The sequence below is a fragment of the Pseudomonas sp. A25(2017) genome (genome assembly GCF_002001065.1).
Classification (GTDB): Bacteria; Pseudomonadota; Gammaproteobacteria; order Pseudomonadales; family Pseudomonadaceae; genus Aquipseudomonas; species Aquipseudomonas kilonensis.
The window spans coordinates 59,171-82,764 of record NZ_MUOA01000045.1 but is presented as its reverse complement, the minus strand read 5'-3'; the positions used below and the strand labels follow the sequence as shown (position 1 = coordinate 82,764).

General features: G+C 59.3%; 27 protein-coding genes, 1 tRNA gene and 3 pseudogenes. 17 read left to right on the top strand and 14 right to left on the bottom strand.

The features are described from left to right. Positions 1–13: 13 nt before the first annotated feature. The 7 genes and pseudogenes from atzF (at position 14) to B0E42_RS06975 (ending at position 5,751) form a co-directional block, all read left to right on the top strand. Positions 14–1,792, top strand: a complete 1,779-nt coding sequence (gene atzF, locus B0E42_RS07005; protein ID WP_077506075.1) for an allophanate hydrolase — start codon at positions 14–16, stop codon at positions 1,790–1,792. A 251-nt stretch (positions 1,793–2,043) separates the two neighbouring features. After that, a pseudogene (locus B0E42_RS07000) lies at positions 2,044–2,661 on the top strand (GGDEF domain-containing protein); the annotation flags it as partial. After that, on the top strand, positions 2,654–2,872 hold the full coding sequence (locus B0E42_RS06995; RefSeq protein WP_018606955.1) for a cysteine-rich CWC family protein: 219 nt from the start codon (positions 2,654–2,656) through the stop codon (positions 2,870–2,872). The pseudogene B0E42_RS07000 and the gene B0E42_RS06995, both read left to right, overlap by 8 nt. A 35-nt stretch (positions 2,873–2,907) precedes the next feature. Further along, entirely contained in the window at positions 2,908–3,600 is a 693-nt protein-coding gene (locus B0E42_RS06990) for a pseudouridine synthase (protein WP_053186375.1), read from the top strand. Positions 3,601–3,911: 311 nt separating this feature from the next. Beyond that, entirely contained in the window at positions 3,912–4,796 is an 885-nt protein-coding gene (locus B0E42_RS06985; protein WP_053178410.1) for an alpha/beta fold hydrolase, read from the top strand. 162 nt (positions 4,797–4,958) lie between these two features. Then, positions 4,959–5,032 (top strand) — tRNA-Gly (locus B0E42_RS06980). A 140-nt stretch (positions 5,033–5,172) separates the two neighbouring features. Next, positions 5,173–5,751: a hypothetical protein gene (locus B0E42_RS06975; RefSeq protein WP_077506073.1), complete on the top strand. Its 579-nt coding sequence runs from the start codon at positions 5,173–5,175 to the stop codon at positions 5,749–5,751. A gap of 347 nt (positions 5,752–6,098) precedes the next feature. Here the strand turns inward: B0E42_RS06975 and B0E42_RS06970 are convergent, their stop codons facing one another. Next, entirely contained in the window at positions 6,099–6,278 is a 180-nt protein-coding gene (locus B0E42_RS06970) for a hypothetical protein (RefSeq protein ID WP_018606959.1), read from the bottom strand. Positions 6,279–6,283: 5 nt separating this feature from the next. Continuing rightward, entirely contained in the window at positions 6,284–7,024 is a 741-nt protein-coding gene (locus tag B0E42_RS06965) for a zeta toxin family protein (RefSeq protein ID WP_053178408.1), read from the bottom strand. Between the two features lie 391 nt (positions 7,025–7,415). On the opposite strand from B0E42_RS06965, the gene B0E42_RS06960 reads away from it, so the two are divergent. After that, on the top strand, positions 7,416–7,715 hold the full coding sequence (locus tag B0E42_RS06960; RefSeq protein WP_053178471.1) for a DUF3077 domain-containing protein: 300 nt from the start codon (positions 7,416–7,418) through the stop codon (positions 7,713–7,715). Positions 7,716–8,015: 300 nt separating this feature from the next. Here B0E42_RS06960 and B0E42_RS06950 read toward each other — a convergent pair. The 4 genes and pseudogenes from B0E42_RS06950 to B0E42_RS06935 form a co-directional block, all read right to left on the bottom strand. Beyond that, a pseudogene (locus tag B0E42_RS06950) lies at positions 8,016–8,114 on the bottom strand (Lrp/AsnC family transcriptional regulator); the annotation flags it as partial. A gap of 187 nt (positions 8,115–8,301) precedes the next feature. Next, complete coding sequence (locus B0E42_RS06945) at positions 8,302–8,634, bottom strand: type II toxin-antitoxin system HicB family antitoxin (RefSeq protein WP_053178407.1); 333 nt, start codon at positions 8,632–8,634, stop codon at positions 8,302–8,304. Further along, on the bottom strand, positions 8,631–8,885 hold the full coding sequence (locus B0E42_RS06940; protein ID WP_077506072.1) for a type II toxin-antitoxin system HicA family toxin: 255 nt from the start codon (positions 8,883–8,885) through the stop codon (positions 8,631–8,633). The genes B0E42_RS06945 and B0E42_RS06940 overlap by 4 nt, the downstream gene beginning before the upstream one ends. A gap of 669 nt (positions 8,886–9,554) precedes the next feature. Then, a complete protein-coding gene (locus tag B0E42_RS06935) occupies positions 9,555–10,037 on the bottom strand; it encodes an Lrp/AsnC family transcriptional regulator (protein ID WP_018606962.1) in 483 nt (160 codons plus the stop codon). Positions 10,038–10,181: 144 nt separating this feature from the next. Between B0E42_RS06935 and B0E42_RS06930 the strand changes: the two genes are divergently transcribed. From B0E42_RS06930 to B0E42_RS06920, 3 genes and pseudogenes are all read left to right on the top strand, one after another. Further along, entirely contained in the window at positions 10,182–10,811 is a 630-nt protein-coding gene (locus B0E42_RS06930) for a LysE family translocator (RefSeq protein WP_018606965.1), read from the top strand. A gap of 294 nt (positions 10,812–11,105) precedes the next feature. Further along, positions 11,106–11,282 (top strand): annotated as a pseudogene (locus tag B0E42_RS06925) (type II toxin-antitoxin system HicA family toxin); the annotation flags it as partial. A 40-nt stretch (positions 11,283–11,322) separates the two neighbouring features. Continuing rightward, on the top strand, positions 11,323–11,733 hold the full coding sequence (locus B0E42_RS06920) for a type II toxin-antitoxin system HicB family antitoxin (protein WP_018606974.1): 411 nt from the start codon (positions 11,323–11,325) through the stop codon (positions 11,731–11,733). Positions 11,734–11,854: 121 nt separating this feature from the next. On the opposite strand, the gene B0E42_RS31040 is transcribed toward B0E42_RS06920, so the two are convergent. Continuing rightward, on the bottom strand, positions 11,855–12,001 hold the full coding sequence (locus tag B0E42_RS31040; protein WP_018606976.1) for a hypothetical protein: 147 nt from the start codon (positions 11,999–12,001) through the stop codon (positions 11,855–11,857). Between the two features lie 176 nt (positions 12,002–12,177). Between B0E42_RS31040 and B0E42_RS06915 the strand changes: the two genes are divergently transcribed. After that, the gene (locus tag B0E42_RS06915) at positions 12,178–12,582 is read left to right on the top strand and encodes a low affinity iron permease family protein (RefSeq protein WP_018606978.1); all 405 of its coding nucleotides are present in this window, start codon (positions 12,178–12,180) and stop codon (positions 12,580–12,582) included. A gap of 88 nt (positions 12,583–12,670) precedes the next feature. Here B0E42_RS06915 and B0E42_RS06910 read toward each other — a convergent pair whose 3' ends face one another. Then, positions 12,671–13,174 carry a DUF4142 domain-containing protein gene (locus B0E42_RS06910; RefSeq protein WP_018606980.1) on the bottom strand — a complete coding sequence of 168 codons (504 nt, stop codon included), beginning with the start codon at positions 13,172–13,174 and terminating at the stop codon, positions 12,671–12,673. 248 nt (positions 13,175–13,422) lie between these two features. Continuing rightward, positions 13,423–14,772, bottom strand: a complete 1,350-nt coding sequence (locus B0E42_RS06905) for a diguanylate cyclase domain-containing protein (RefSeq protein WP_077506071.1) — start codon at positions 14,770–14,772, stop codon at positions 13,423–13,425. A gap of 250 nt (positions 14,773–15,022) precedes the next feature. Between B0E42_RS06905 and B0E42_RS06900 the strand changes: the two genes are divergently transcribed. After that, positions 15,023–15,262 carry a CopG family ribbon-helix-helix protein gene (locus B0E42_RS06900; protein WP_018606984.1) on the top strand — a complete coding sequence of 80 codons (240 nt, stop codon included), beginning with the start codon at positions 15,023–15,025 and terminating at the stop codon, positions 15,260–15,262. Then, entirely contained in the window at positions 15,252–15,536 is a 285-nt protein-coding gene (locus tag B0E42_RS06895; RefSeq protein ID WP_018606986.1) for a type II toxin-antitoxin system RelE/ParE family toxin, read from the top strand. Before B0E42_RS06900 ends, B0E42_RS06895 begins: the two co-directional genes overlap by 11 nt. A 28-nt stretch (positions 15,537–15,564) precedes the next feature. On the opposite strand, the gene fos is transcribed toward B0E42_RS06895, so the two are convergent. Continuing rightward, a complete protein-coding gene (fos, locus tag B0E42_RS06890) occupies positions 15,565–15,981 on the bottom strand; it encodes a fosfomycin resistance glutathione transferase (protein ID WP_053186356.1) in 417 nt (138 codons plus the stop codon). Between the two features lie 257 nt (positions 15,982–16,238). Here fos and B0E42_RS06885 point away from each other — a divergent pair, with 257 nt between their 5' ends. Continuing rightward, complete coding sequence (locus B0E42_RS06885; RefSeq protein WP_077506070.1) at positions 16,239–17,474, top strand: aminotransferase class I/II-fold pyridoxal phosphate-dependent enzyme; 1,236 nt, start codon at positions 16,239–16,241, stop codon at positions 17,472–17,474. A gap of 13 nt (positions 17,475–17,487) precedes the next feature. Further along, positions 17,488–18,651 carry an MFS transporter gene (locus tag B0E42_RS06880; protein WP_018606992.1) on the top strand — a complete coding sequence of 388 codons (1,164 nt, stop codon included), beginning with the start codon at positions 17,488–17,490 and terminating at the stop codon, positions 18,649–18,651. On the opposite strand, the gene yiaY is transcribed toward B0E42_RS06880, so the two are convergent. Continuing rightward, positions 18,648–19,796, bottom strand: coding sequence for an L-threonine dehydrogenase (yiaY, locus tag B0E42_RS06875; protein ID WP_053178400.1), 1,149 nt, complete (start codon positions 19,794–19,796; stop codon positions 18,648–18,650). The two genes, B0E42_RS06880 and yiaY, sit on opposite strands and share 4 nt — an antisense overlap. Positions 19,797–19,936: 140 nt before the next feature. Between yiaY and B0E42_RS06870 the strand changes: the two genes are divergently transcribed. Then, the gene (locus B0E42_RS06870; protein WP_018606996.1) at positions 19,937–20,956 is read left to right on the top strand and encodes a DUF4917 family protein; all 1,020 of its coding nucleotides are present in this window, start codon (positions 19,937–19,939) and stop codon (positions 20,954–20,956) included. 163 nt (positions 20,957–21,119) lie between these two features. Here the strand turns inward: B0E42_RS06870 and B0E42_RS06865 are convergent, their stop codons facing one another. The 3 genes from B0E42_RS06865 to B0E42_RS06855 all read right to left on the bottom strand — a co-directional run bounded on the left by B0E42_RS06865 (position 21,120) and on the right by B0E42_RS06855 (position 23,579). Next, positions 21,120–21,464: a YegP family protein gene (locus tag B0E42_RS06865; RefSeq protein ID WP_018606998.1), complete on the bottom strand. Its 345-nt coding sequence runs from the start codon at positions 21,462–21,464 to the stop codon at positions 21,120–21,122. A gap of 81 nt (positions 21,465–21,545) precedes the next feature. Next, positions 21,546–22,127 carry a DJ-1/PfpI family protein gene (locus B0E42_RS06860; protein WP_018607000.1) on the bottom strand — a complete coding sequence of 194 codons (582 nt, stop codon included), beginning with the start codon at positions 22,125–22,127 and terminating at the stop codon, positions 21,546–21,548. A 234-nt stretch (positions 22,128–22,361) separates the two neighbouring features. Then, complete coding sequence (locus tag B0E42_RS06855) at positions 22,362–23,579, bottom strand: SAM-dependent methyltransferase (protein ID WP_077506069.1); 1,218 nt, start codon at positions 23,577–23,579, stop codon at positions 22,362–22,364. Positions 23,580–23,594: the final 15 nt, after the last annotated feature.

The following is a 23,594-nucleotide window of genomic DNA, read 5'->3' as shown; positions in this document are numbered from 1 at the left end:
AAGGATTAACACCATGAACTTCTCTCTTCGCTTGGACGACCTGCGCAACACCTACCGCAGCGGCGAACTGACGCCACGCCAATTGCTGTTGGGCCTGCGGGAAAAAGCCGCGGCGCTGAACCCGGACTATCACCTGTTCATCCACCTGCTGACGGCAGAGGAGCTGGAACCCTACCTGACCGCGTTGGAAGGCCACGACCTGGAGAGCCTGCCGCTGTACGGCGTGCCGTTTGCCATCAAGGACAACATCGACCTGGCCGGCATTCCGACCACCGCCGCCTGTCCGGCATTTGCCTACGTGCCAGACCGTTCGGCGACCATTGTCGAGCAGTTGCTGGCACTGGGCGCGATCCCCCTGGGCAAGACCAACCTCGACCAATTCGCCACCGGGCTCAATGGCACTCGCTCGCCCTACGGCGCCTGCCGCAACAGCGTGTTGCCCGACTATCCTGCCGGCGGTTCGAGCGCCGGCTCGTCGCTGGCCGTGGCCCTGGGCGTGGCGAGTTTTGCCTTGGGCACCGATACCGCCGGCTCCGGGCGGGTGCCTGCAGCGTTGAACAACCTGGTGGGCTTGAAGGCCACCTTGGGGTTGATCTCCACGGCCGGCGTGGTCCCGGCCTGTCGCACGCTGGACTGCGTCACCACCTTCACGGCGACGGCCAAGGAAGCCAGCCAGCTCTTGGCACTGACGGCCCGTCCAGACCCTCGTGACGACTACAGCCGCCACAACCCGCAGTGGAACGACGGCGCCGCGTTCGGCGCGCCCCGGCGCTTTCGTTTCGGTGTGCCGCGCCAGCAGGACCTGGCATTTTTCGGCTGCCAGGAAGGTCCGCAGCTGTTTCAGGAAGCCATCGAGCGACTCGAACGCCTGGGCGGCGAAGCCGTGGAACTGGACCTGTCGCCGTTCCTGGAAGCGGCGCGGCTGCTGTATGAAGGCCCCTGGGTGGCCGAACGCTACAGCGTTGCCGGCCCCTTGATGGAACGTGAGCCGGAGGCCGTACTGCCGGTCATCCGCGCCGTCCTGGCGAAAGCGCCTACGGTGGATGGCGTACAAACCTTCCGCGCCCGCTACCGTTTGCAAGCGCTCAAAGCCCAATGCGACCGGGCCATGGATACGCTCGATTGCGTCCTCACCCCGACCATCGGCCGCCCGGTGACCCTCGCCGAACTGGCCGCAGAACCGGTGCTGCGTAACTCTGAGCTGGGGTACTACACCAATTTCATGAACCTGCTGGACTACGCCGCCGTCGCCGTTCCCAGTGCGTTCATGGCCAACGGCTTGCCTTGGGGCGTGACGTTGTTCGGTCGAGCCTTCACCGACCAATACCTCTTGAGCGTGGCCGATGCCTTGCAGCGTCAACAGGACAAGGCCTTGCCAGTGCCCGCCAACCCGGCGCGCCACGACCGGGCGCGGCTGGTGGTGTGTGGCGCACACCTGGATGGGTTGGCGCTGAACGGGCAACTCAAGCAACGCGGGGCGCGTCTGATCGAGGCCACCCAAAGCTCAGCGAATTACCGCCTCTACGCCTTGGCCGGTGGCCCGCCCTTGCGTCCCGGCATGCTTCGGGTCAGCGAGGGCGGCGTGGCGATCGAGGTGGAGGTCTGGGAACTGCCGAGCAGCGAACTGGGTTCATTCCTGACCGGCATCCCCGCACCGTTGGGGCTGGGCAAGGTGCAACTGGCCGATGGTCGCTGGGAAAGCGGATTCATCTGCGAGTCGTATGGCCTGGAAGGCGCACGGGACATCAGTCACCTGGGGGGATGGCGGGCTTATCTGCGTAGCCTGGAATAAGGCCGAACCTGTGGTGAGGGAGCCTGTTCCCTCACCATGGTCCTACAAACCTGCAAATCCGAATGTCTTTTCCCACAAGGCCACTAAACTGACTTCATTGGGTCTGCGCCAAGGGAAACGCCATGTCGCTCCGTTCGCCGTTGTATTCCCAGCGCAAGCCGCTCCTGGCCGTGGTGGCGCTGCTCGGTACTGGTTTCCTGATCATTGCATTGCTGGGCTATTACGCTGCCCAGGCCTCGCTACGCGATAACATCCTCAAGACGCTGTATCTGAACCTGCTGATCGGCATGCTCGTGACGCTGGCAGTCCTGGCAATCCTTTGTCGGTTGATCAACAGCTACCAACAACGCATCGACGCCCAGGCCACCCTCGACAGCCTGACCGAATTACCCAATCGCCGTGGTTTCGACCTGCTGGCCGTGCAAGCCCTGCATGAAGCCCAGCGCGAGCCCAAACCGTTGACTGCGCTGCTGGTGGAACTGGACGATTTCAAGCGGTTGGACACCACCCATGGTCATATCGCCACCGATCAACTGCTGACCGGGTTCGCCCGCGACCTGACACAAAGCCTGCGGCATTCGGACATCGTGTGTCGCTGGAGCACGGAAGCCTTTGTCGTCCTGCTCAAGGACACCGACGGACAGACCGGTCTGAAGATCGCAGAGAAAATTCGTCAGCACATCGAAAAGCAGCGCTATTTCTGCAGTGGAAAACAATTGCTGGTCACCGTCAGCCTCGGCCTCACCACCTTGCAGGACGAAGACACCTTGCACAGCCTGCTGTCGCGGACCGATCATGCGCTGCAACGCGCCCGACAGACCGGGTGCAACCGAACCTGCGTGGAAATGCCTCACTCCAGTTATGAATAAACCCGACCTTTGCCCGGCCTGCGGCGGTGCCAACGATTGCACCCTGGCCGACCCACGAACCGCCGACCGGGCCTGCTGGTGTTACGGCGTGAGCATCGACCCGGCCGTGCTCGAGGCATTGCCAGCCGAGCTGCGTGATCAGTCCTGCCTGTGCCCACGCTGCGCCCAGGTCGAAGCCCAGTTGCGCGCCAAGCCCCAGCCGATCGCGTAAGATGCCCGCCCTCCGTTGCCTTGCCTGAACTGCCCATGCGCGTCGACCGTTTCCTCAGTAATCTGCCGCGATTCAATCGCCAACAAGTGCGTCTGTTGCTGGTGGAACGCCGGGTGCGGATCGACGGCCAGACCGTCAGCGATCCCCATGCACAAGTCCGTGAATTCAGCCGTGTAGAGGTCGACGACGAAGTGCTGCAAACGGGCCGACCGGCGCGCTACTTCATGCTGCACAAGCCGCCCGGCTGTGTCAGTGCGACCCGCGACCCGCAACACCCCACCGTCCTCGACTGGCTGGACGAACCGGACACGGACGACCTGCACATCGCCGGGCGCCTGGATTTCAACACCACCGGGCTGATGCTGATCACCAATGACGGCGCCTGGTCACGGCGCCTGACCCAACCGCAGACCAAACTGCCCAAGGTCTACTACGTCGAAACCGAGCAAATCATCACGGCCGAATACGCCGACACCTTCGCCCGGGGCCTGTACTTTGCCTTCGAAGACCTCACCACCCAACCAGCAGAGCTGACGTTGCTGGGGCCGAGATCGGCGCGCTTGAGCATCGTTGAAGGGCGCTATCACCAGGTCAAGCGCATGTTCGGCCACTTCAACAACAAGGTGCTGCGCCTGCACCGCGAGCGCATGGGCCCGCTGACACTGGACGCCCATCTCGAGCCGGGCCAATACCGCGCCTTGAGCCTTGAAGAAGTCCATCTCATCTGAACCTGCTACCGCTGGGCAGAAGTGTCGAACAATTTTCCGATAGGTACTTGCGCAACGGTCGTCCCCCTGCTTGAATCAGGTCGTCGGCCGAAATGTGACCGATGAGTCACAACATACTTCCAAGAAACTTTTTGCCGGCTGGAACCCTCAGGTTCCGCCTTGTCCCGCCGGCGAACTGCCCGCCTATAACAATACCCGTCGACCGTTTTTTTTGGATCGACATGGGCTTTATCTTTCAGGCGTATGCCTACCTGTCACATTGCCCGTGCAATCTCATTGCGCGCATACCCGCTTGCCAGGAGTCTTATGACATGAGGCCAGAAATCGCTGTGCTGGATATACAGGGTCAGTATCGGGTTTACACGGAGTTCTATCGCGCAGACGCCGCACAAAAGACCATCATTCTGGTCAACGGCTCAATGGCCACCACCGCGTCGTTTGCACAGACCGCCAAAAACCTCTACCCGCAATTCAATGTTGTGCTGTACGACCAACCCTACGCGGGCAAGTCAAAAGCTCACAACCGACATGAGCAAATGCTGACGAAAGAGATCGAGGGCCAGATTCTCCTGGAACTGATCGACCACTTCGCCGCCGAGCACGTGCTGTCGTTTTCCTGGGGCGGCGCCGCTACGCTGACCGCCTTGGCGCAACGGCCACGGCGCATCGAAAAAGCGGTGATCAGTTCGTTCTCGCCGGTGCTCAATGCGCCGATGCGCGACTACCTGGAACGCGGTGTGGATTACCTCGGCAGCCTGGACGGCGACCGTGTCGGGCACTTGGTCAACAGCACCATCGGCAAGCATTTGCCGCCGCTGTTCAAGCGCTTCAACTATCGCCATGTCAGCAGTTTGGCCGAGCATGAGTACGGGCAGATGCATTTCCACATCAGCGATGTGCTCCACAGCGACCAGCTGTGCTACGTCAACGCCGCGAAAAAGATCAACGTACCGGTGTTGTTCCTGAACGGCGAATGGGACGAATACACTGCGGCCGACGACGCCAGGCTCTTTGCCGATCACGTGCAGCACAGCAGCTTCAGCACGCTGCAAGCCACCGGGCACTTCCTGGACATGGAACACAAAGCCGCCTGCCGCGACAGCCGTAACGCCTTGATGGGTTTCCTCACACCGGAACACCACGAAAGCCGACCGCGCTATAGCTACGTACAGGGCTACCATGCACTGGCCATCTGAAACCGAGTCCTGGCGAGCAAGCCCCGTCCTGCGCCTTCAGCAACGGGGCTTGCCCGCCAACGACCGCTCTGGTTTGAGGCTCGCGTAGACGACTGACCGCACGTTGTGTGAAGAAAAACTTCAAATCCGTGCCCACTTCTGGTACAAAGTCAGCCGCTCTGAGCGGGTGTCGTATAATGGCATTACTCCAGCTTCCCAAGCTGATAACGAGGGTTCGATTCCCTTCACCCGCTCCAATCGAATTCTGGTCCTGCGTCGTATGTTTTTGGCGGGGGATTAAAAAACCGGCTCTTGGTGGCCGGTTTTTTTTGGTCTGGAGTTTTGTGGGATTTGCGCCCCTGAGGTTCACACCGAGTACCTATGAAGGAGAGCAAGGATGCACCTGATTGACTCATATCTGCCTACGTATCAGTTCAGTGAATTGCATACCGTGGACATCCCCGTAGACCCTTCCCATGCCATGGCGGCAATCCTCGCCCACCGCCCCGAAGACGACCGTTTTTTTCGGTATGCAATCAAGCTTCGCGAAATCCCCATGCGCCTGCTGGGTCGATCTCGGCACCCAGAGGCTGATCAACGCGCTTCATTCGGCATGGATAATTTCACGTTGCTTCAACGCAACGGCGACGTAGAGGTCGCTTACGGGCTCGCCGGCAAGCTGTGGAAAGCCGACTACGGCCAAGTCGTTGTCGCGGATGCCGAAGCGTTCGAGCTATTCAATGAGCCGGGGAATGTGAAGCTGGTCATTAGCTTCACCTGCCAGTTGCTGCGACCGGGCTTGACGAGGGTCACCACGCAAACGCGGGTGCATTGCCTCGACGCGGATGCGTTGCGAAGTTTTACGTCGTATTGGTATTTGATTCGTCCGGTCAGCGGGCTTATTCGTCGGCGCATGCTGAAGGCTATTGCGCGGCGTTGTGCAGCAGGTGCTTTGAAGAAGAGTGAGCATGAATGAGCGCTCATGGAGATAACTTCATCAGACCTTCGCCATAGGAAAAGTGCTAGGCAGGTGGTCAAGCCTCTTGGATCCGCTTACAGCAAAGTAGAAGCGATAGCGCTGAACACGTAGGGGGTAGGGCACCGATGATTTGAGATGAGTGGCAAAGAATCAAACATGCCTTGCGACAAAAGCGACGACGGCCAACAGTGTCAGGGCGAACGCAGCACCGATGCTGAACGGCAGCAACGTAACGCGGATATAGCGACAGCGTTTCGCCCATCAGCTCGCGCAAGACGAACCACGAGTTCGACGAGACTTGGAACAGAGCCTAATGAACCTTGGGCTGATTTGACGGCAACATCTCAGTTTGCCTGAGCAGAAGCCCGCGCAGCTTTGATAGCCTCTGCTTTCTGCACGACATCCCGTTGGGAGGCGTTAGCCTTGCCAATGATGCCCATCAAAATCTCTTTTCTAGTCTCGGCGGGGGTGTTGGTGAAAAACTCAGTCAAAGCGCTGGTTTTCTTGATCTTTTCTGTACTCATTGATTTCAAACCTCTGCTAACAGCTCAACGAGCTGAGCCTGATCATAGATCTGGGGAATCAGAGCGTCAATCGTATCCCCAGCCACATCAAGCTCAACCTGTTGAGCATCGTCGCCATCAAAGTCCTTGATAAGCAAATCGATGTGGATCTGGCTACCGTAGATGCGCTTCAACTCAATGACATTGCACCGTGCGGCAACAAACTGTCTGGCGAACTCCTGCAGCGGAATGTTCCTGCCCTCTGTGACTTCCCGAGCCTGCACGAACTGCCAGGCGAGTTCTGGCCTCTGGTAGACATACATAATCTGGGCTTTCCTGCCACTTCCCAAGACGCGGTCGATATTCCGCTTCGCTACCCCAAGGTTGGCCATCGTCCCATCCAGAATGAACGAAAGCCGTCTCTTGAACGCGCGGTCCAACACCTTTTCCAGAATCTTCGTAACCGCACGCTGAAAAAGGTATGAATTGCTTCCGTCGTAGCCGGGAATCAGACTTCGAAAATCATCAGGATCGATACGAAGAACACGTTTGGAGTAAAGGCTAAGATTTCTCTCGTCCAAATCGTCAGCCATAGCCTTGGCTATTTCCGTCTTGCCAGCCCCAGGCGACCCCGCCATGAACACCGTGAATGGTACCTCCTCACTGAGGTACACAGCGGCGTCCGCAATATGCCGAGCCAAAGAGGCTCGATTCACTCTAGCGAATTCAAGGGCTGCGTGCTCGATAGCAGATTCTTCTGGCGTCATACCGACATCGACCTGTTTTACTTGATCCAAACTTAGAACGTTGATCGTTACCCATACGGACGAAGGCAACGACGATCAGTGTCTCGTTGAACATCGTCACATAAAGTATCCTCTGGCTCTCACGAATATTTGTAGGGAAATTCCGAGCGTTGCGTAAGGAGCACGCTAACTACGCTTTTTAGGCGGTGTGCCGACTTGTTGGGTTTGTCTTCCGTGGTTACCCTTCTAGACGTCGCTGCAAATCAGGCGATCGGGCTTGGAAACCCGTGAGTCAAGCAACCGCGCTTCACGGGAGCTAGACAATGTGTACCTCACAGCAAATCAAATCACTTTCAAACCAGCCAAAGCTCAGGCCTCGAACCTACTGTTTCTCGATCGACGGGGGCAGGCCATGAACGAAGACACTGGGCTAAAAACCATCGGCTACACCCCCTTCAACTATTCCGCTGATCGAGCGCTGTTCCGTGTCAACGGCGGCGTACCCATCCAAGAGGCATTGGAACGGGCGTCAGATCTTTTGCATCTCGCTCACCGGCTTGCCGAAGACGCGGCGTTTGAAAAGAGCACCGACCGCTACGCCTGGGCTGCGCACTTTTTATTGGAGATGAGCAAGGCGGTGATTGATGACGTTGTGAAGGTCATTACGCCAAGGCCGGCGGCTGAGTCCAAGAAAAAATCCGAGGCGCAGTAGATCGACAGTAAGTCCTGAGAATGGGGACATAGGGAACCCCATCCGATAGACAGCGCTAAGCCCTGCTTCTTTCGCAGCGGGGCTTAGCAATACGACGTCCCTAGGAGGCTCAAGCATGGGAACCGTTCGAAAAACCATCACCGTGGCCAATCAGCCCATCCAGAGACATAAGGCTGAACTGAAGACTATTCGCTCGGCCCTTGAAGACGGTGAGTCCAGCGGCCCCCCTCACCCATTCAATCCCGACGCATTCAAACAGCGAATATTATTAGTACGTGGGGTAAATCCCCATCGTAAAAACTATTCAGCCCCAGGCAAATGCCCCAACGGCAACGCCCCCGGCGTCTTCACCGTATGAATCACAAAGTTGCTCCGGATATCACCCACCCTCGGCCTCTTCGAGCATCCACACGCGACGCAGGCATGGCGAGGCGGATAGCGAGCCGACCAATCCAGGCAGAGGAATACGAAAGGAGATGATGACTCGGAGAACATGACGCGGCTTGATCAGTTGTGGACCGTGGACTGTCGGCAAACGGCGTTTAACGGAGACAAATGAAATCTGACTTCCTGTCGCAGCCTGTCTTCAAGCGTGCACTTCACGATCAAGAACATCGGCCACCCACTGGTTGATACTCTTGTGGGCGAGCTGAGCTTTCACGGCGACTGTTGCATGGAGCGCAGGGGCTAGGCGTAGGCTGAGATTGCCAGAGTAGGGTTTCTGCGGTGCTCGCCCCAGCTTGGCACAGGTCTCCAGATAATCAGTGACTGCCTCTTCAAACGCGGTTCGAAGCTCGCTGACAGATTCGCCGTGAAACCCGACGACATCCCTAATACCAGCGATGTGACCGACAAACAGACCGTCTTCATCGCTGTAGTCGATTCGGGCGGCGTAGCCCTGATAATTCATAACGTTCACGGGGTAACTCCTGCTTGTTCAAGGAAAGCCCGAGCATCACGTACCTGGTAGGGCTTTGCTTCTTTGTCTGGGTGGGGCCGGTGGAACGTTGCGACCACGCCATTCAATTCAAAACGTACACGCGATCCACTGCCTTCAATGGTCTTGGCACCCGCTGCGCCAAGCAGTGACTCAATACGAGCCCACTCCAGCGTTGAAGGCGTCGGCCTGGAAAATATGGCGCTGAGCGTGCTGTGCTGCTTATTGTTCATGGTATTACACCGCGATACCAAAAAAAAGATTTATCACCTGCGCTTGACGTCGCCGACGTGTGAGTAGCACCGATTAATAAAGTCAAAATGCGGACATGGTCATCCTTTCGGTTTTAACCCGCCCTCCCCTTCAACCCCACTTTTCGCGAAGCCGGAAAAATATGTCGGACGTTAATCGCCTATCACTCATCGTGCAGTCCCGTTCTGCGGGGCACTATTTCCTATCTACCTTGCTGTGGATAGCGGGTAACTCCCGCTTCGTTTGTAGGCAAGATCAGAGAGTTGCGTAGGGGGTGCGCTTACTTTGCTTTTCGGCGAGTTTTCGCCTCGCAGCCCTTGTCCTTCGATGGCTACTCTCCAGACGTCGCTGCAAATTCAGCGACCGGGCCTAGGAACCCGTTGAATTCAAGGCGCACAGCGCCCCATGAAATTGCAGGCGCTTTTTGTGTTTGCGATGATGTTTTATGGCAGCTGTGCGTGGGACACCCTCAGGTGTGCCGGGTGCCTTGATTCCCGGTTCCTAGCCCACGTACGGCCGCCACCCGAATCTAGGAAAGGATGGCGGCGGTTTCTCAAGTCCCCGACCGACTCCCACCTAACGACAAAACAAAAAGCCCTGGTGCTTTTCGCAGCGGGGCTTTTTGTATCTTGGCCGCCGACTTGTGTCGTTCATTGCTCGGTCCCCGGCAAATGCCCCAACGGCAACGCCCCCGGTGTCTTCATCGTATGAATCGCAAAGTTGCTGCGGATATCACTCACCCCCGGCAGTTTCAGCAGCCGCCCAGTGAGAAAACGGTCGTAGGCCCGCAAATCCGGCACCACCACTTGCAACAGAAAATCCGATTCACCTGACACCAGAAACGCCGAGATCACTTCCGGCAATGCCGTGACGGCCTGGCGAAACGCTTCGGCTTGTTCGTCGTTGTGCCGTTCAACTTTCACGCCGACAAAGATCGTTAATCCGAGCCCTACTTCGTCACGGTCCAGGATGGCTTGATAACCGCGAATGACACCGGCTTCTTCGAGCATCCGCACGCGGCGCAAGCAGGGCGACGGGGACAGGCCAATTTCTTCGGCCAGTTGCACGTTGCTCAGGCGGCCGTCCCGTTGCAGCGCGGCGAGGATTTTGCGGTCAAAGGCGTCCAGTTTCATGGATTGGCAGATTCCGATTTAATGGCACGAATAAGTGGCAGGTTATGCCAATTAGCAACGCTTTAGAAGCTGACTTCGCAACCACCTGCCCTCCCCCTCGGCTCTAGACTGGCGCTATCAAATCGTCGCTCAAAGGGGTGTCACGTGGCAGAGCTCTGGTTGTTCCTGATGGCCTTGATGGTGGTCTACGTGTTGCCCGGGCCGGACATGATTCTGCTGCTGCAAACCGGTGCCCGTCAGGGCAGGGGCGCGGCGCTGGCGACGGCGGTGGGCCTGGGGGTTGCTCGTGGGTGTCATGTTGCATTGGCGGCGTTGGGGCTTTCGGCCTTGTTCAAGACCGCGCCGTGGACGTTCGACGTGGTGCGTCTGGCCGGTGCTGCCTACTTGTTATGGATCGGTTTTCAATGCCTGCGGACCACCTTGTTGCCGAGTTTTGAAGGTGCCGCCGTCGAGGTCGGGAAACGGCGCTGCTACCAGGCGATTCGGCGTGGGCTGCTGACCAATCTGCTCAATCCCAAAGCCTTGCTGTTTTGCTCGGTGTTATTGCCGCAGTTCATCGATCCACAGGGCGGGCCCGTGCTGGGGCAATTCGCGACCCTGGGCGTGGTGCTGGTCGGCGTCGGCCTGCTATTCGATAGCGCCTACGCGTTGGTGGGTGTCGCACTCGGTCGCTGGCTTCAACGTTCGCCTTCGGCCCAGCGTGTGCAGCAGTGGTTATTTGGGAGTCTTTTGATTGGATTTGCGGTACGGCTGACGTTTGTGCAGCAGTCCTAGTTCCTGTGGATAAACTGATCGGGCTCTCGAGTGAGCACCTGGCAAACTGAGCCGAAAATCCGGGGCTGCTTCGCAGCCCAGCGGGAGCAAGCGCCCTCGCCACACAAGCATTACGTCCGGCTTCACATCCCGAAATAAACCCGCCCCGCCTCGCCGCCGCCCTTGTGCGACGCCGCTTCTAGACTTCGTTGCAGTGACTGCGCATACCTCCCGAGGTCACCCTCGGTGGTTATAGTGTTGATCATTCATTTTCAGTAGGTATAGTACCCACCAAGCACACCACACGGAGGTGTTGTGAATAGCCGATTTTTGATAAGCCAGATCATTGCAGACGGTTGGTATCTGGTACGGGTTCGGGGCAGTCACCATCATTTCAAGCACCCGACCAAGCCGGGCTTGGTCACGGTTCCTCATCCCAAGAAAGACCTGCTCAAGAAAACGGCCATCAGTATTTTGCAACAGGCACTGCTTCAGCCGGCCCGTTGCGCGACGTTCGCGGAGGACGATGAATATGCTTTACCCGATTGCGATTTCCATGGGCGATGACAAGCACGCCTGGGGTGTTGAGGTACCGGATATTCCCGGTTGTTTTTCCGCAGGCGACGACCTGGACGAGGCCATGGCGATGGCGCGTGAGGCCATCGAGGGTCACTTCGAGATTCTGGCTGAAGACGGCTCGCCGATTCCGTCGGCCAACACCGTCACCTTGCACGCCGCCAATCCGGCATATGCCGGCTGCACTTGGGCGCTGGTGGACATCGATGTGACCAAATACCTGGGCAAGGCGCAGAAACTCAACATCACGTTGCCCGGCTACCTGCTCAATCGTATTGATGAATATGTGTTGCACCATCCTGAAGAGAAGAGCCGTTCCGGCTTCCTGGCTTCGGCAGCGCTGAAGGTGTTGCAACAAGGGCGCTAAGAAAGCCGCCATAACCTGTGGGAGCGAGCTTGCTCGCGATGGCAGTGTGTCAGGCACTCTTGCTATTGCTGAGCCGACGCCATCGCGAGCAAGCTCGCTCCCACAGGGTTGAGCTAGACGACTATTTGTTTTCCGTTCCCGACTCTTGCATCTGCACCGAGGACTTGGTGCCATCGGTGTTGTCCTTGGTCTCGTTACCCGAATTGTCGAAGCAGCCTTGCAGGGCGAACAAACAGCAGGCAAGGCAAACAGTGCGTGCGAGGTTCATGGTGGACTCCGAAGCTGAGGGCCTTAAGGAGTGACCAGCCAACACGGCAATTGGTTGCGATGATTTTCAGGTTGCACGAAAAACCTTGCCGAACAGCGGCGCCTGAAAATGTAAGCAGAATTTTCATCAATTCATTGCTGTCACAAAGGACAGGTGCATCCATAAGGAACACAGCAATGACCTTCGCAAAAATCGCTCAAAAACTGGCCCTTTGGGCGGGGAGCCCCAAGACGTTTCTGGGGGCCATCGTGTTGTTGGCGCTCTGGGCCCTCAGCGGACCTCTTTTCGACTTCAATGACACATGGCAACTGATCATCAATACATCAACGACGATCATTACCTTCCTGATGGTATTCCTGATTCAAAACACGCAGAACCGCGATACCGACATCTTGCACCTCAAGGTCGATGAGTTATTACGAGCGACCAAGGAGGCACAGAATGCAATGCTCGGCCTTGAGTCGCTGGACCTCAAGCAACTGGAGGCGCTGAGAAAGCATTACCAGGCCATGGGCCAGGACGAAGTCAGGAGCCTTGAAGGCCTGGAAGAAAAGAACAAAGTAGACCTGAACCAGTGCTGACGCAGATGCGCTGGAAGGTTCTCCTTTTGGCGGGCAAAAATCAGCCGGGACGCGAACGTCCCGGCCCTGAATACAAAAACGCAGCGGATCAGCGGCTGGCTTGCAGCGCCCTGGCCATTTCGAGATGGGTCTGCAGTTTAGGCAGCGTTTCATCGGCGAAGGCCTTGATCTCCGGCACTTCGGTGGTCTGGGCCTGCTGCTCGATCTGCGCGATGGCCTCCTCGGTGGCCTTGACCTGGCTGGCGGCATACGCAGCCTCGAACGACTCGCCTTCCTTGACCTGCGGGATCAGGGCCTTGGCCTTGTCAGCCACCTCCTCACGGGGGGCGACAGGCAAGTCGAGCTTCTTGGCGATCTTCGCCAGGTGTTGATTGGCCGTGGTGCGGTCGTTGATCACCATGATGGTGTAGTCCTTGACCTCCCTGGATTCGGCTTTCCCGTGGGCCATGCGACTGGCCTCGATGTCGGCCATGCCTTTGGCGGAAGCATCGTTGATGAAGTCGGCAGGCGATTGGGCCCAGGCACTGTTGGCACCCAGGCCCATCAGCACGACGACACTGGTGGTGCGAAAAAAGCTGGCCATACGGCTCATGGTCGCGCCCTCCTCTGATAAAAGTTCTGACGGGTTTCCCGCCTCTGAATCAGAACCACCCATGATGATCAACGAAACGTCTGACCCAGGTACGGCTGAGTGGTTCTCCCCCTTCTGCGACCCGCTCCAGACATCTTCGTTCGATCATGGACGATGTTTCCGGCGAGCGGGGCCCGCCTGACATCTGAAAAGGTCACGCTTGAAAGGTTGAAAAAACGTCCAGCGCCACGACGAACGGTGACGCGCTATCAGATGCCGAACGCCCGGTGATTGTGACGTTTGGCGGCGTACATAGCCTCATCGGCATGGCGGAACAGGGCGACATCTTCGGTGCCATGGTCGGGGAAACAGGCCACGCCGATGCTCGGTTCGATGCTCAGGCAGTGTCCGTCCAGACGCAGTGGCTGGGCCAGTGCATGGCGGATTTTTTCCCGCACTCTGTGGGCATCCTCCAGGGCCTGGATGCTGTGCAGCAGGACCACGAACTCGTCGCCGCCAATACGCGCCACGGTGTCGGTGTCGCGGATGCAGCCCTTGAGACGATTGGCCACCGCTTGCAACAGCATGTCGCCCACCCCGTGGCCATAGGTGTCGTTGACCTGCTTGAAACGGTCCAGGTCGATATACAGCAAGGCCATGCGCCCGGACGCAGCACGGGCGGTTGCCAAGGCGTACTTGAACCGTTCACGGAGCAATTCGCGGTTGGGCACCTGGGTCAACTGATCGTACTGAGCCATGTGCTGCAACCGGGCGTGCAACTGCTTGCGCTCGATGGCGATGGTGAGTTGCGCGCAAACGTATTGCAGCAACTCCTTGTCCTGCTCGGTGTAGCGCACATTGTCCGGCGCGCTCTTGACGATCAGCGCGCCAATCGTGCCGCTCTGCGAGTTCAGTGGCACGCCCAGCCAACACGGCGCATCCGGCTGCGCCACAAGGTCGTCGAACCCCGGCGGCAAGTGGCTGCAACCGGGCGTCAGCAGGATTGGCTGGCCACTGCGAATCACCTCGGCGCACAAACGCCCGGTGACCGTGCCCGGCAATTCGGGCTGCCCTTCCCGGTCGTCGACGTGATAGGGGAAGTTAAGTTGCGAACATTGTTCGTCATACAGCGCCACCGAAAAATTCAGCGCCGGCAGCCACTCGCCAATAATCAGGTGGATGCGTTTGAACAGCGCCAGCAGATCCGCCGCGGCATGGGCTGCCTCGGAAATCGCATACAACGCCGCCTGTCGGGACTCGGCCTGCTTGCGTTCGGTGATGTCCCGGGCCACGGCAATGCGCAGTTGGTCCGCCGGCGACCAGCGTGCCGACCACAGGATGTGCACCACCCGACCGTCCTTGCGCAGGTAGCGGTTTTCGAAATTGAGCTTGGGCTCGCCGTCCATGATCTCCCGGGCCGCCTCGAGGGTCCGCTGGCGGTCGGCGGGGTGCACCAGATCGATCATCGGCTGGCCGATCAGCTCCTGCGGGGTGTAGCCAAAAATTTGTTCGCAGGCAGCACTGACAAACACGAAACGCCCTTGGCCGTCGACGGCACACACGGCGTCCAGCAAAAGGTCGATGTAGCTGGCCAGCGGCGCGGAACTTCGAGTGTCCATGGGGCTGGAGGTCATCCGGATAATGCAACGGTGAGCGAAGCGGGTGATGGTCAGTTCGTGACGCCGATACAACGAGCGAGACCGACGCGCCCCACCAGTACCGATGAGGATAGCGCAGGGGATCAGACTGTAGAGGATGAGCCTCGATATCGGGGCGAACATTCACACAAACGATGGAGACCAACGGGACTGGCAACACTTCAAGGACGATGTAGTATGTTGTATTACAAACCACTACATCGAGATCATCATGTCCGTCATGTCATTGCGCTTGCCCGATGAAGTCGCCGAAACCCTGGCGGTATTGGCCAAGGCTACCGGGCGCAGCAAGTCATTCCTGGCCGTCGATGCACTACGCGAATACCTGGCCCGTGAAGCCTGGCAGATCAAGGAAATCCAAGAAGCCTTGCATGAGGCAGATGCAGGTGACTTCGCCAGTCCCGAGGATGTCAACGCGATTGCCGAAAAATGGATGAACAATGCAGGTTGAGTGGCTGCGCACTGCCCTCAAGAATCTGGACGACGAAGCCGCTTACATTGCGCTGGAGAATCCAAAAGCAGCAGCGCACTTCGTCAAGGCAATCCTCATGAGCGTCGAGCAACTTGCCCAATTCCCGGCGTCCGGTCGTGAAGGCCGCCTGGCTGGCACCCGTGAATGGGTTGTCCCCGACCGTCCGTACCTGATTCCCTATCGCGTTCGCCACGGGCGCGTGCAAATCCTGCGACTGTTCCATACGCGACGATTGCCGCCCAACGCCTGGTAGGCGCAGCAACTCGGTTCGACGCAGCCCATCACGGCTCGGTAAAAAACACCATACCGGCATACGGTGCCTGCCGACAGGCCTGCAACCGCGACGCCAGGTCCCCCACATGGACTTCCAGCTTGTGCCCATCCGGGTCGAGAAAGTAGAACGAATCCCCCTCGCTGCGGTTGTCTCGCCATGAGGACACCTGGGCCGCGTTCAGCCGCGCCACCAGCTCCGGGAAATCCTCGGCAGCGATGCTGAAAGCGTAATGGGTGTAGTCCGCTGCCGGCAGGGGCCTGCGCAACGGGTCGAAAGCCAGGCACAACCACAAACCCGGCAGCGACAAATAGGCCCCGCGGTCCCACTTGGCTTCGAGGCGCAACTGCAATAGCTCGCCATAAAAAACCACACTGCGATCCAGGTCGGTGACAGCAAGGGTCAGATGATTGAGGCCTGAGAGCATCAGTAAACAACCTTCAGAAAAGAGTGATAACCCAGCGGGCTTGGGGCGAACCCAGGGTACTTTCAAGCTCCGACATCGCCGACGGATTCCCCGTCCAAGGTCCTAGGCAAAGTCCTACGCAGAAATCTCCAGTGACACTCAAGCACGCCGGAAACAGCCGATTCAAAGCCCTGCACAACAATCTGTAAAGTCTGGAAACACACCGCTATCGAAACACCCCACGGACAGCGCCACTCACCAAGGAATGTAATCGCACCATGAACCAGACTGCTCAAGCACCCCATCACTTCACCCACTACCGCAAGGTGATTTCCCTCGCAGACCAGAACTGGCAGGGCACCGAAGCCGGAAAAATCTCAGGGCTGAATGTCGAGGTCAAGACACCCAATGTGCTGGTCGACCAATACGGTCGCACCTTTCATCACTTCTGTACCACGTCCTACCTGGGCCTGGACTATCACCCCGCGTTGCTGGACGGCGCCATGACTGCCCTGTGGGAAACCGGGACCCTGCGGGTCGCCAACTCAAGGAATCGCTGCAAACTGGCGATCCTGGACGAGTACGAAACCCAATTGTCGGAGCTGTTCGGGGCCAGTTGCCTCAGTGCCCTGTCGTGCAGTGCGGCAAGCGCCGGAATCCTGCCGTTGCTGGCCAGCGGCGCGTTCACCAACCAGTGTTCGCCGGTCATGGTGTTCGACAAATACGCCCATTACTCGATGAACCACAGCAAGGCCGCCTGCGCCGATGAAACCCAGGTCGTCACCTGCCCGCACAACGACATGGACTTCATCGAAGACCTGTGCAAACGCCAGCGCTACGTGGCATACGTGGCCGACAGCGCCTACAGCATGGGCGGATTGGCGGACCTGGACAGCCTGATGTATCTCAAGCAGCGCTATGGCCTGTTTCTCTATCTGGACGACTCCCACGCATTGTCTGCGGTCGGGGAGTCCGGCGCAGGCCTGGTCCGTTCGCGCGTCCCGGCCGTGGATGAACGTACCCTGATCGTTGCTTCATTGGCCAAGTCATTCGGCTCCAGTGGCGGGCTGGTCATGTTTGGCAGTGAGCGGTACAAAGCGCTGGTGCAGCGTTACGGTGGGCCGAGCAATTGGTCCCAGAGCCTGAACGCAGCGGCCATCGGCGCCGGCATGGCGTCGATCCGCCTGCACCGCAGTCGAGAATTCAGCGCCCTGCAGGAGCGTTTGCAAGCTAATATCCGCTTCTTCGACAGCCTCGTGCGCACTGAACAGCACGGCAATCCCATGGCGATCCGCATGGTGCCCTGCGGTGAAGCTACCCTGGCCAACAGCCTGGCCGTCGAACTGGCCGAACTGGGGTATTTCACTTCAGCGGTTTTTTTCCCCGTGGTGCCGCAAGGCAAGGCCGCCATTCGCATTACCCTGCGCGCCGACATGGAGCCGAACGTGATTCGCTCGTTTTGCGAAAAGATCACCGAACTGCTGCTGACCCACGGGCGTGACATCCGCCCTTGAGACAGGACGCTCGATGAAGACCCGTACAACCCTGATCGTCACCTGCACCACCGTTTTCCTGGCCCAACTGGGCATGAGCATCTACTTGCCGGCCCTGCCCGATATCGCCCGGGACCTGGGCGCCGATGCGTCCCGGGTTTCCTGGGGCTTGTCGGTGTACCTGATCGGCATGGCGCTGCCGATGTTGCTGTGGGGCAGCCTGAGCCAGCGGCTGGGGCGCAAGCCGGTCTTGCTGGCGGCCTTGGGGTTATACGGTTTGGGCAACCTGGCCCTGCCGCTGGGCACAACCGTGGAGGCGTTCCTGACGCTCAGGTTGATCCAGGGCATCGGCGCCAGCGGTATCTCGGTGATGGCGCGGGTCTTGATTCGGGACAGTTTCAGCGGCGACCTGTTGGCCAAGGCCCTGTCCTGGATATCGATCGCCTTTGTGATTGCCCTCGGTATCGGCCAGTACCTGGGTTCGCTGATCCAGGCCGCTTTTGGCTGGGAGGCGATTTTCTACGGTTTGGGCGCCGTCAGCCTGGCCATGGCAGCGGCGGTGTCCCGGGCCAGGTTCCCGGTGCTGGTGCAAGCCGGCAACGGGCAATCGGCATGGGGCATCTACGGGCACATTCTCCGGCAACGCGCGTTCCTGCTGCCGGCCTTGGCCGGTGGACTGGGTTACGGCGTGATCGTCGCCTTCAACACCGCGGCGCCGCTGATCCTGCAGGAGAGCTTCCACTGGTCGCCCATTGAATACGGCCTGCTGGGCTGGCCGGTCAGTGCCGCGTACTTGCTTGGGGCGCTGGTGGTGAACGCTTTTGTACTGCGTACTGGTCAACGGCGAATGATGGGCTGGGGCATCGCGCTGGTGTTGGGCGGGAGCACGACCATGCTGGCAGGCAGCCTCACCCTGAGCAGCATCGCGCTGCTTTTCTGGTTGCCGTATTGCTTTGCGGTGTTCGGCCAGTCGTTGAACTACCCCATCAGCCTGTCCCTGGCCAACGAAGGCTCACCGGTGGCCGGCGCTTATGCCATGGCGTTGAGTGGGTTCCTGCACCAACTGATGGCCTCGGTGATCGGTGCCATGGCCAGCCTGTTGTTGAGTCAACAGGCCTGGCCGCTGGCGGCGTTGTGCGCGGTGCTGGGGACGGCGGCGATGCTCTGTGTGAGGTTCATGCCGCCCCGGGTCGCTTAGAACGCGCTGCGAAAAATCTCTTCGATCTGCCGCTGGTCCGCCGCCCGTGGGTTGGTCAGGCCGCAGGCGTCTTTCAAGGCGTTGGCAGCCAGCACCGGTACGTCGTTGAGGCGTACGCCCAGGTCACGCAAACCGGCCGGAATGTCCACGTCAAGGGCCAGTTTGCGGATCGCCGCAAGGGCGTCCCGGGCGCCCTCTTCCGGGCTGAAGCCGCGTGTATCGGTGCCCATGGCATGGGCCACGTCGGTCAGGCGAACGGCGCACACCGAAGCGTTGAAGCTCTGCACATGAGGCAACAGCACCGCGTTGCACACACCATGAGGCAGGTCGTAGAAGCCACCCAACTGATGCGCCATCGCGTGCACGAAGCCTAACGATGCATTGTTGAATGCCATCCCCGCGAGAAACTGCGCGTAGGCCATGTTCTCCCGCGCGGTCAGGTCATTGCCGTCACGCACGGCCAGGCGCAGGTTGTTACTGATCAGGGTGATGGCCTTCAGGGCGCAGGCATCGGTGATGGGGTTGGCAGCGGTGGAGACATAAGCCTCGATCGCGTGAGTCAGTGCATCCATGCCGGTGGCGGCCGTCAGGCCCTTGGGCATCGCCACCATCAGCGCCGGGTCGTTCACCGACATCAATGGTGTCACGTTGCGATCGACAATCGCCATTTTCACGTGGCGTGTCTCGTCGGTGATGATGCAAAAACGGGTCATTTCGCTGGCGGTGCCCGCCGTGGTGTTGATGGCGATCAGCGGCAACTGCGGCTTGCTCGAACGGTCGACGCCTTCATAGTCACGAATCTGCCCACCGTTGGTGGCGCACAGGGCGATGCCCTTGGCGCAGTCGTGGGGCGAACCACCGCCCAGCGACACGACGAAATCACACTGACTCTCCTTCAGCAGCCCCAAACCGAGCTCGACATTGGCGATGCTTGGATTGGGCTTGGCGCCGTCGAAAATCACCGAGTCGATGTCCTGTATCGCCAACAACTCGGCCACCTTGGTGGCGACGCCGGCCTTGGCCAGCCCCGCGTCGGTGACGATCAGGGCTTTGCGAAAGCCGTAGTTGCGGATAGCGATCATCGCTTCATCGAGGCAGCCCAGCCCCATGATGTTCACGGCGGGAATAAAAAAAGTGCTGCTCATGGGGTCACGCTCCTGGTTGAGGCCGGATCGGCAGGGCCTACAGAATGACCGACTAGTCATGACGCATCTTGATCTGGCTCAAGACTGGGTCGTGATAAAGTCGCGCCCTGCCTTTGCCACGTTTTGAGATGATCCTTGCGATGACCGATTTCCAGGAATACGACACCCGGCTCGAAGACTGGGAGGCCCTGCGCGCCGACACCGCCTTCAACGGCCTGCTGGTGGGCAACGGCGCCAGCCGCGCGGTGTGGGATGATTTCGGCTATGACTCGCTGTTCGAAAATGCCCGCACCGTCGAGGAAAAACCCCTGAGCCCGTCGGAGCTGAGCGTGTTCGACGCGATGCAGACGCGCAGTTTCGAACAGGTGCTCGCTGCGCTGAAAACCACCAGTCGCGTCAACAAGGCCCTGGCCGTCAGCTCCGCCGCGCCGCGTAATCGCTATTACGCGATCAAGGAAGCGCTGATCAACACCGTGCATGCGGTGCACATCCCATGGCGCCTGGTGCAACCGTCGACCCTGGCGACGCTCAACCAGGAGCTGGGCCGCTACCGCACGGTGTTCACCACCAACTACGACCTGCTCAACTACTGGGCGATCCAGCAGGCGCCTGAGGGCATCAGCGACCTGTTCTTCGGCGACGACCACAGTTTCGACCTGAGCCAGGCGACCACCGACAAACCACGCCTGTTGTACCTGCACGGCGGCCTGCACCTGGTGCGCAACCAGGACGGCACGGCGCGCAAGCTCACGTCCACCGAAGGCACCTTGCTGGGCAGTTTCGCCATCAACAACACGATCAAGACCCTCGACGATGTGCCGCTGTTCGTCAATGAAGGCCCGAGCCAGGACAAGCTCAAGACCATCCGCAGCAGCGATTACCTGTCGTTCTGCTACGACCAGTTGCTGCAGCATGGCGACAACCTGTGCCTGTTCGGCCATGCCCTGGGCGAGCAGGACAACCACATCGTGCAAGCCCTGCGCCTGGCCGCACCGAAAACCGTGGCGATTTCGATCTATCCCCGTAGCCAGGCGTTCATCCAGCATCAGAAGCGGCATTACGCCAAGGTGTTCCAGGGGCTGGAGGTGCAGTTGCGCTTCTTCGATGCGAAGAGCCATCCGCTGGGTGATCCGAAATTGTCGGTGCCGGTGGAGGTTTAAAAGGCAGGGTAAACCCGCATGACCAGGGGGATTCATTTGTGGGAGCAAAGCTTGCTCGCGATGAACGATAACGCGGTGAGCCTGCACAATCGCAGCGCCTGCATCGCGGGCAAGCCTTGCTCCCACAGATCCCCTCGCCACAGTTCTCCTTATTATCGTCCTGTCAGAGCGCAGCCACCGTCTTGTCCTTGATGACCGTCGTCGGGCCGTTGGCCTTGACGCTGGCGATGCCTTTGTCCCGGGCCGCGTCCGATGAATAAGCCTCACTGCTGCCAATCACTTCATGGTTGGCCGCCTTGAGGTTGAAATACGGATGGCCGTCCTTGGTGTTCTTGAGTTCATAGCGCTCGGCCAACGGACTGTTTTTCTGCACCGAAGCAATGCCACCGTCGGCACCGCTGCGGGTGGTGTACAGCTCACTGGTCAAGATTGTCTCGGCGTTGGCCGCCTTGAGCACAAACCGAAACTGGCCGCTGCTGCTTTTGCTGATTTCGTACCATCCGGACATGATTTTTCTCCTGGCAATGAAGACATGCCCCGAGAGTAAAGACCCGCTGCGCTTACCTTGCCAGTCCGCTGTGCAGCGTTATTACAAAGTGATGGCCGTGCCCAGCAGCGTCAGGAATCCCGCCAGCCAGTTCGGATGCGCAGGCCAGGCCGGTGCGGTCGCGAGATTGCCCTGGACATGGCCCTGGGTCACGGGAATGTCGATATAGGTCCCGCCCGCCAGCCGGACTTCCGGAGCACAGGCCGGGTAGGCGCTGCATTCGCGCCCTTCGAGGATGCCCGCCGCCGCCAGCAATTGCGCACCGTGGCACACCGCGGCAATCGGCTTGCCCGCCAGATCGAAATCGCGCACCAGTTGCAGGACGGTTTCATTCAGGCGCAGGTATTCCGGCGCTCGCCCACCCGGCACCAACAGCGCGTCGTAGTCGGCGGCCTGGACGTTGGCGAAGTCATGGTTGAGGGCAAACAAATGCCCCGGTTTTTCACTGTAGGTCTGGTCGCCTTCGAAATCGTGGATCGCCGTGCGCACCGTCTGTCCGGCGGTTTTGTCCGGACACACGGCGTGTACGGTGTGGCCGACCATCTGCAGGGCCTGGAACGGCACCATGACTTCATAATCTTCGACGTAATCGCCGACCAGCATGAGGATTTTCTTGACGGGCATGGGGTGGGCTCCTTTGGGGATGCGTGGGTGGTTAACGCATTAAAGGTAGCCCGCTACGTCGGTGGATGAGGGATAAGCGCTGATTACCTGACGGGCTGCACCTCTGCCCTTGTGGGAGCGAGTCCTGTGGGAGCAAAGCTTGCTCGCGATGAACGATGACGCGGTTCTAGCAGTTAAACCGTGTCGCCCTTATCGCGAGCAAGCTTTGCTCCCACAGTATTTGGGGCACCAGCTTCAGGCGAGGTAACCATCGGCCCGCAGCAGCGTTTCAAGGCAGTGCTCGGTGATGTGGTAGAACGCCTTGAGTTCCTGGATCTTGGCCAGCAGCTCGGTGGGGTCCACCGGTTCGGCGCGTTTGACGGCCAGGATCATCTTGTTCTTGTTGGTGTGGTCCAGGGAAATGAACTCGAAGACCTTGGTCTCGTAGCCGCAGGCTTCCAGGAACAGCGCCCGCAAACTGTCGGTGATCATTTCCGCCTGCTGACCCAGGTGCAGGCCGTATTGCAGCATCGGCTTGAGCAAGGCCGGGCTCTGGATCTGCAAGCGGATCTGCTTGTGGCAGCACGGCGAGCACATGATGATCGAGGCGCCCGAGCGAATGCCCATGTGGATTGCGTAGTCGGTGGCGATGTCGCAGGCGTGCAAGGCGATCATCACGTCCACCGCGCTCGGCGCCACGCTGCGCACGTCACCGTGCTGGAAGCTCAGGCCCGGGTGTTCCAGACGCGCGGCGGCTTCGTTGCACAGCTTGACCATGTCTTCGCGCAGCTCGACACCGGTCACCACGCCTTCGGCCTGCAAGGTGTTGCGCAGGTAATCGTGGATGGCGAACGTCAGGTAGCCTTTGCCCGAACCGAAATCCGAGACCCGCACCGGTTTGTCCAGGGCCAGCGGCGAAGACGTCAGCGCATGACTGAAGACCTCGATGAACTTGTTGATCTGCTTCCACTTGCGCGACATCGCCGGAATCAGCTCGTGCTTGTGGTTGGTCACGCCCAGGTCGGCCAAAAATGGCCGGCTCAGGTCGAGGAAGCGATTTTTCTCGCGATTGTGCTCGGCAGACGGCACTTCCCGCAGTTGCTGGGGCTTGCTCTTGAACAGCGAGCTCTTGCCCTTCTTGCTGTACTCCAACTGCGCCTCGTCGGTGACCGCCAGCAAATGCGCGTTCTTGAACGATGCCGGCAACAGCGCAGCAATGGTTTCCACCCCTTCGGCCAGCGGGAAATTCTTGGTGATGTCGCGAGTCTTGTAGCGGTAGACGAAGGACAGGCACGGCTGGTCCTTGACTGTCAGCTGCTTGATGATCAGCCGCTGGAGGTCCGCTTCGTCACCCACGTACTTGGCCAGCACCAGTTTGATGAAAGCGTTTTGTTCAAGGCTGGTGCGCAGCAGCTCGATGAACTGGGCGTGGTGATCCGGCGCGGGACGGACGGGCGTTGCGGTGGCAGACATGGACAAGCGGCCTCG

What these genes read in the sequence shown, in the direction of transcription:
- atzF (WP_077506075.1), top strand. Translation starts at nt 14, where the DNA reads ATGAACTTCTCTCTTCGCTTGGACGACCTGCGCAACACCTACCGCAGC.
- B0E42_RS06995 (WP_018606955.1), top strand. Translation starts at nt 2,654, where the DNA reads ATGAATAAACCCGACCTTTGCCCGGCCTGCGGCGGTGCCAACGATTGC.
- B0E42_RS06990 (WP_053186375.1), top strand. Translation starts at nt 2,908, where the DNA reads ATGCGCGTCGACCGTTTCCTCAGTAATCTGCCGCGATTCAATCGCCAA.
- B0E42_RS06985 (WP_053178410.1), top strand. Translation starts at nt 3,912, where the DNA reads ATGAGGCCAGAAATCGCTGTGCTGGATATACAGGGTCAGTATCGGGTT.
- B0E42_RS06975 (WP_077506073.1), top strand. Translation starts at nt 5,173, where the DNA reads ATGCACCTGATTGACTCATATCTGCCTACGTATCAGTTCAGTGAATTG.
- B0E42_RS06970 (WP_018606959.1), bottom strand. Translation starts at nt 6,278, where the DNA reads ATGAGTACAGAAAAGATCAAGAAAACCAGCGCTTTGACTGAGTTTTTC.
- B0E42_RS06965 (WP_053178408.1), bottom strand. Translation starts at nt 7,024, where the DNA reads ATGACGCCAGAAGAATCTGCTATCGAGCACGCAGCCCTTGAATTCGCT.
- B0E42_RS06960 (WP_053178471.1), top strand. Translation starts at nt 7,416, where the DNA reads ATGAACGAAGACACTGGGCTAAAAACCATCGGCTACACCCCCTTCAAC.
- B0E42_RS06940 (WP_077506072.1), bottom strand. Translation starts at nt 8,885, where the DNA reads ATGAACAATAAGCAGCACAGCACGCTCAGCGCCATATTTTCCAGGCCG.
- B0E42_RS06935 (WP_018606962.1), bottom strand. Translation starts at nt 10,037, where the DNA reads ATGAAACTGGACGCCTTTGACCGCAAAATCCTCGCCGCGCTGCAACGG.
- B0E42_RS06920 (WP_018606974.1), top strand. Translation starts at nt 11,323, where the DNA reads ATGCTTTACCCGATTGCGATTTCCATGGGCGATGACAAGCACGCCTGG.
- B0E42_RS31040 (WP_018606976.1), bottom strand. Translation starts at nt 12,001, where the DNA reads ATGAACCTCGCACGCACTGTTTGCCTTGCCTGCTGTTTGTTCGCCCTG.
- B0E42_RS06915 (WP_018606978.1), top strand. Translation starts at nt 12,178, where the DNA reads ATGACCTTCGCAAAAATCGCTCAAAAACTGGCCCTTTGGGCGGGGAGC.
- B0E42_RS06910 (WP_018606980.1), bottom strand. Translation starts at nt 13,174, where the DNA reads ATGAGCCGTATGGCCAGCTTTTTTCGCACCACCAGTGTCGTCGTGCTG.
- B0E42_RS06905 (WP_077506071.1), bottom strand. Translation starts at nt 14,772, where the DNA reads ATGGACACTCGAAGTTCCGCGCCGCTGGCCAGCTACATCGACCTTTTG.
- B0E42_RS06900 (WP_018606984.1), top strand. Translation starts at nt 15,023, where the DNA reads ATGTCCGTCATGTCATTGCGCTTGCCCGATGAAGTCGCCGAAACCCTG.
- B0E42_RS06895 (WP_018606986.1), top strand. Translation starts at nt 15,252, where the DNA reads ATGCAGGTTGAGTGGCTGCGCACTGCCCTCAAGAATCTGGACGACGAA.
- fos (WP_053186356.1), bottom strand. Translation starts at nt 15,981, where the DNA reads ATGCTCTCAGGCCTCAATCATCTGACCCTTGCTGTCACCGACCTGGAT.
- B0E42_RS06885 (WP_077506070.1), top strand. Translation starts at nt 16,239, where the DNA reads ATGAACCAGACTGCTCAAGCACCCCATCACTTCACCCACTACCGCAAG.
- B0E42_RS06880 (WP_018606992.1), top strand. Translation starts at nt 17,488, where the DNA reads ATGAAGACCCGTACAACCCTGATCGTCACCTGCACCACCGTTTTCCTG.
- yiaY (WP_053178400.1), bottom strand. Translation starts at nt 19,796, where the DNA reads ATGAGCAGCACTTTTTTTATTCCCGCCGTGAACATCATGGGGCTGGGC.
- B0E42_RS06870 (WP_018606996.1), top strand. Translation starts at nt 19,937, where the DNA reads ATGACCGATTTCCAGGAATACGACACCCGGCTCGAAGACTGGGAGGCC.
- B0E42_RS06865 (WP_018606998.1), bottom strand. Translation starts at nt 21,464, where the DNA reads ATGTCCGGATGGTACGAAATCAGCAAAAGCAGCAGCGGCCAGTTTCGG.
- B0E42_RS06860 (WP_018607000.1), bottom strand. Translation starts at nt 22,127, where the DNA reads ATGCCCGTCAAGAAAATCCTCATGCTGGTCGGCGATTACGTCGAAGAT.
- B0E42_RS06855 (WP_077506069.1), bottom strand. Translation starts at nt 23,579, where the DNA reads ATGTCTGCCACCGCAACGCCCGTCCGTCCCGCGCCGGATCACCACGCC.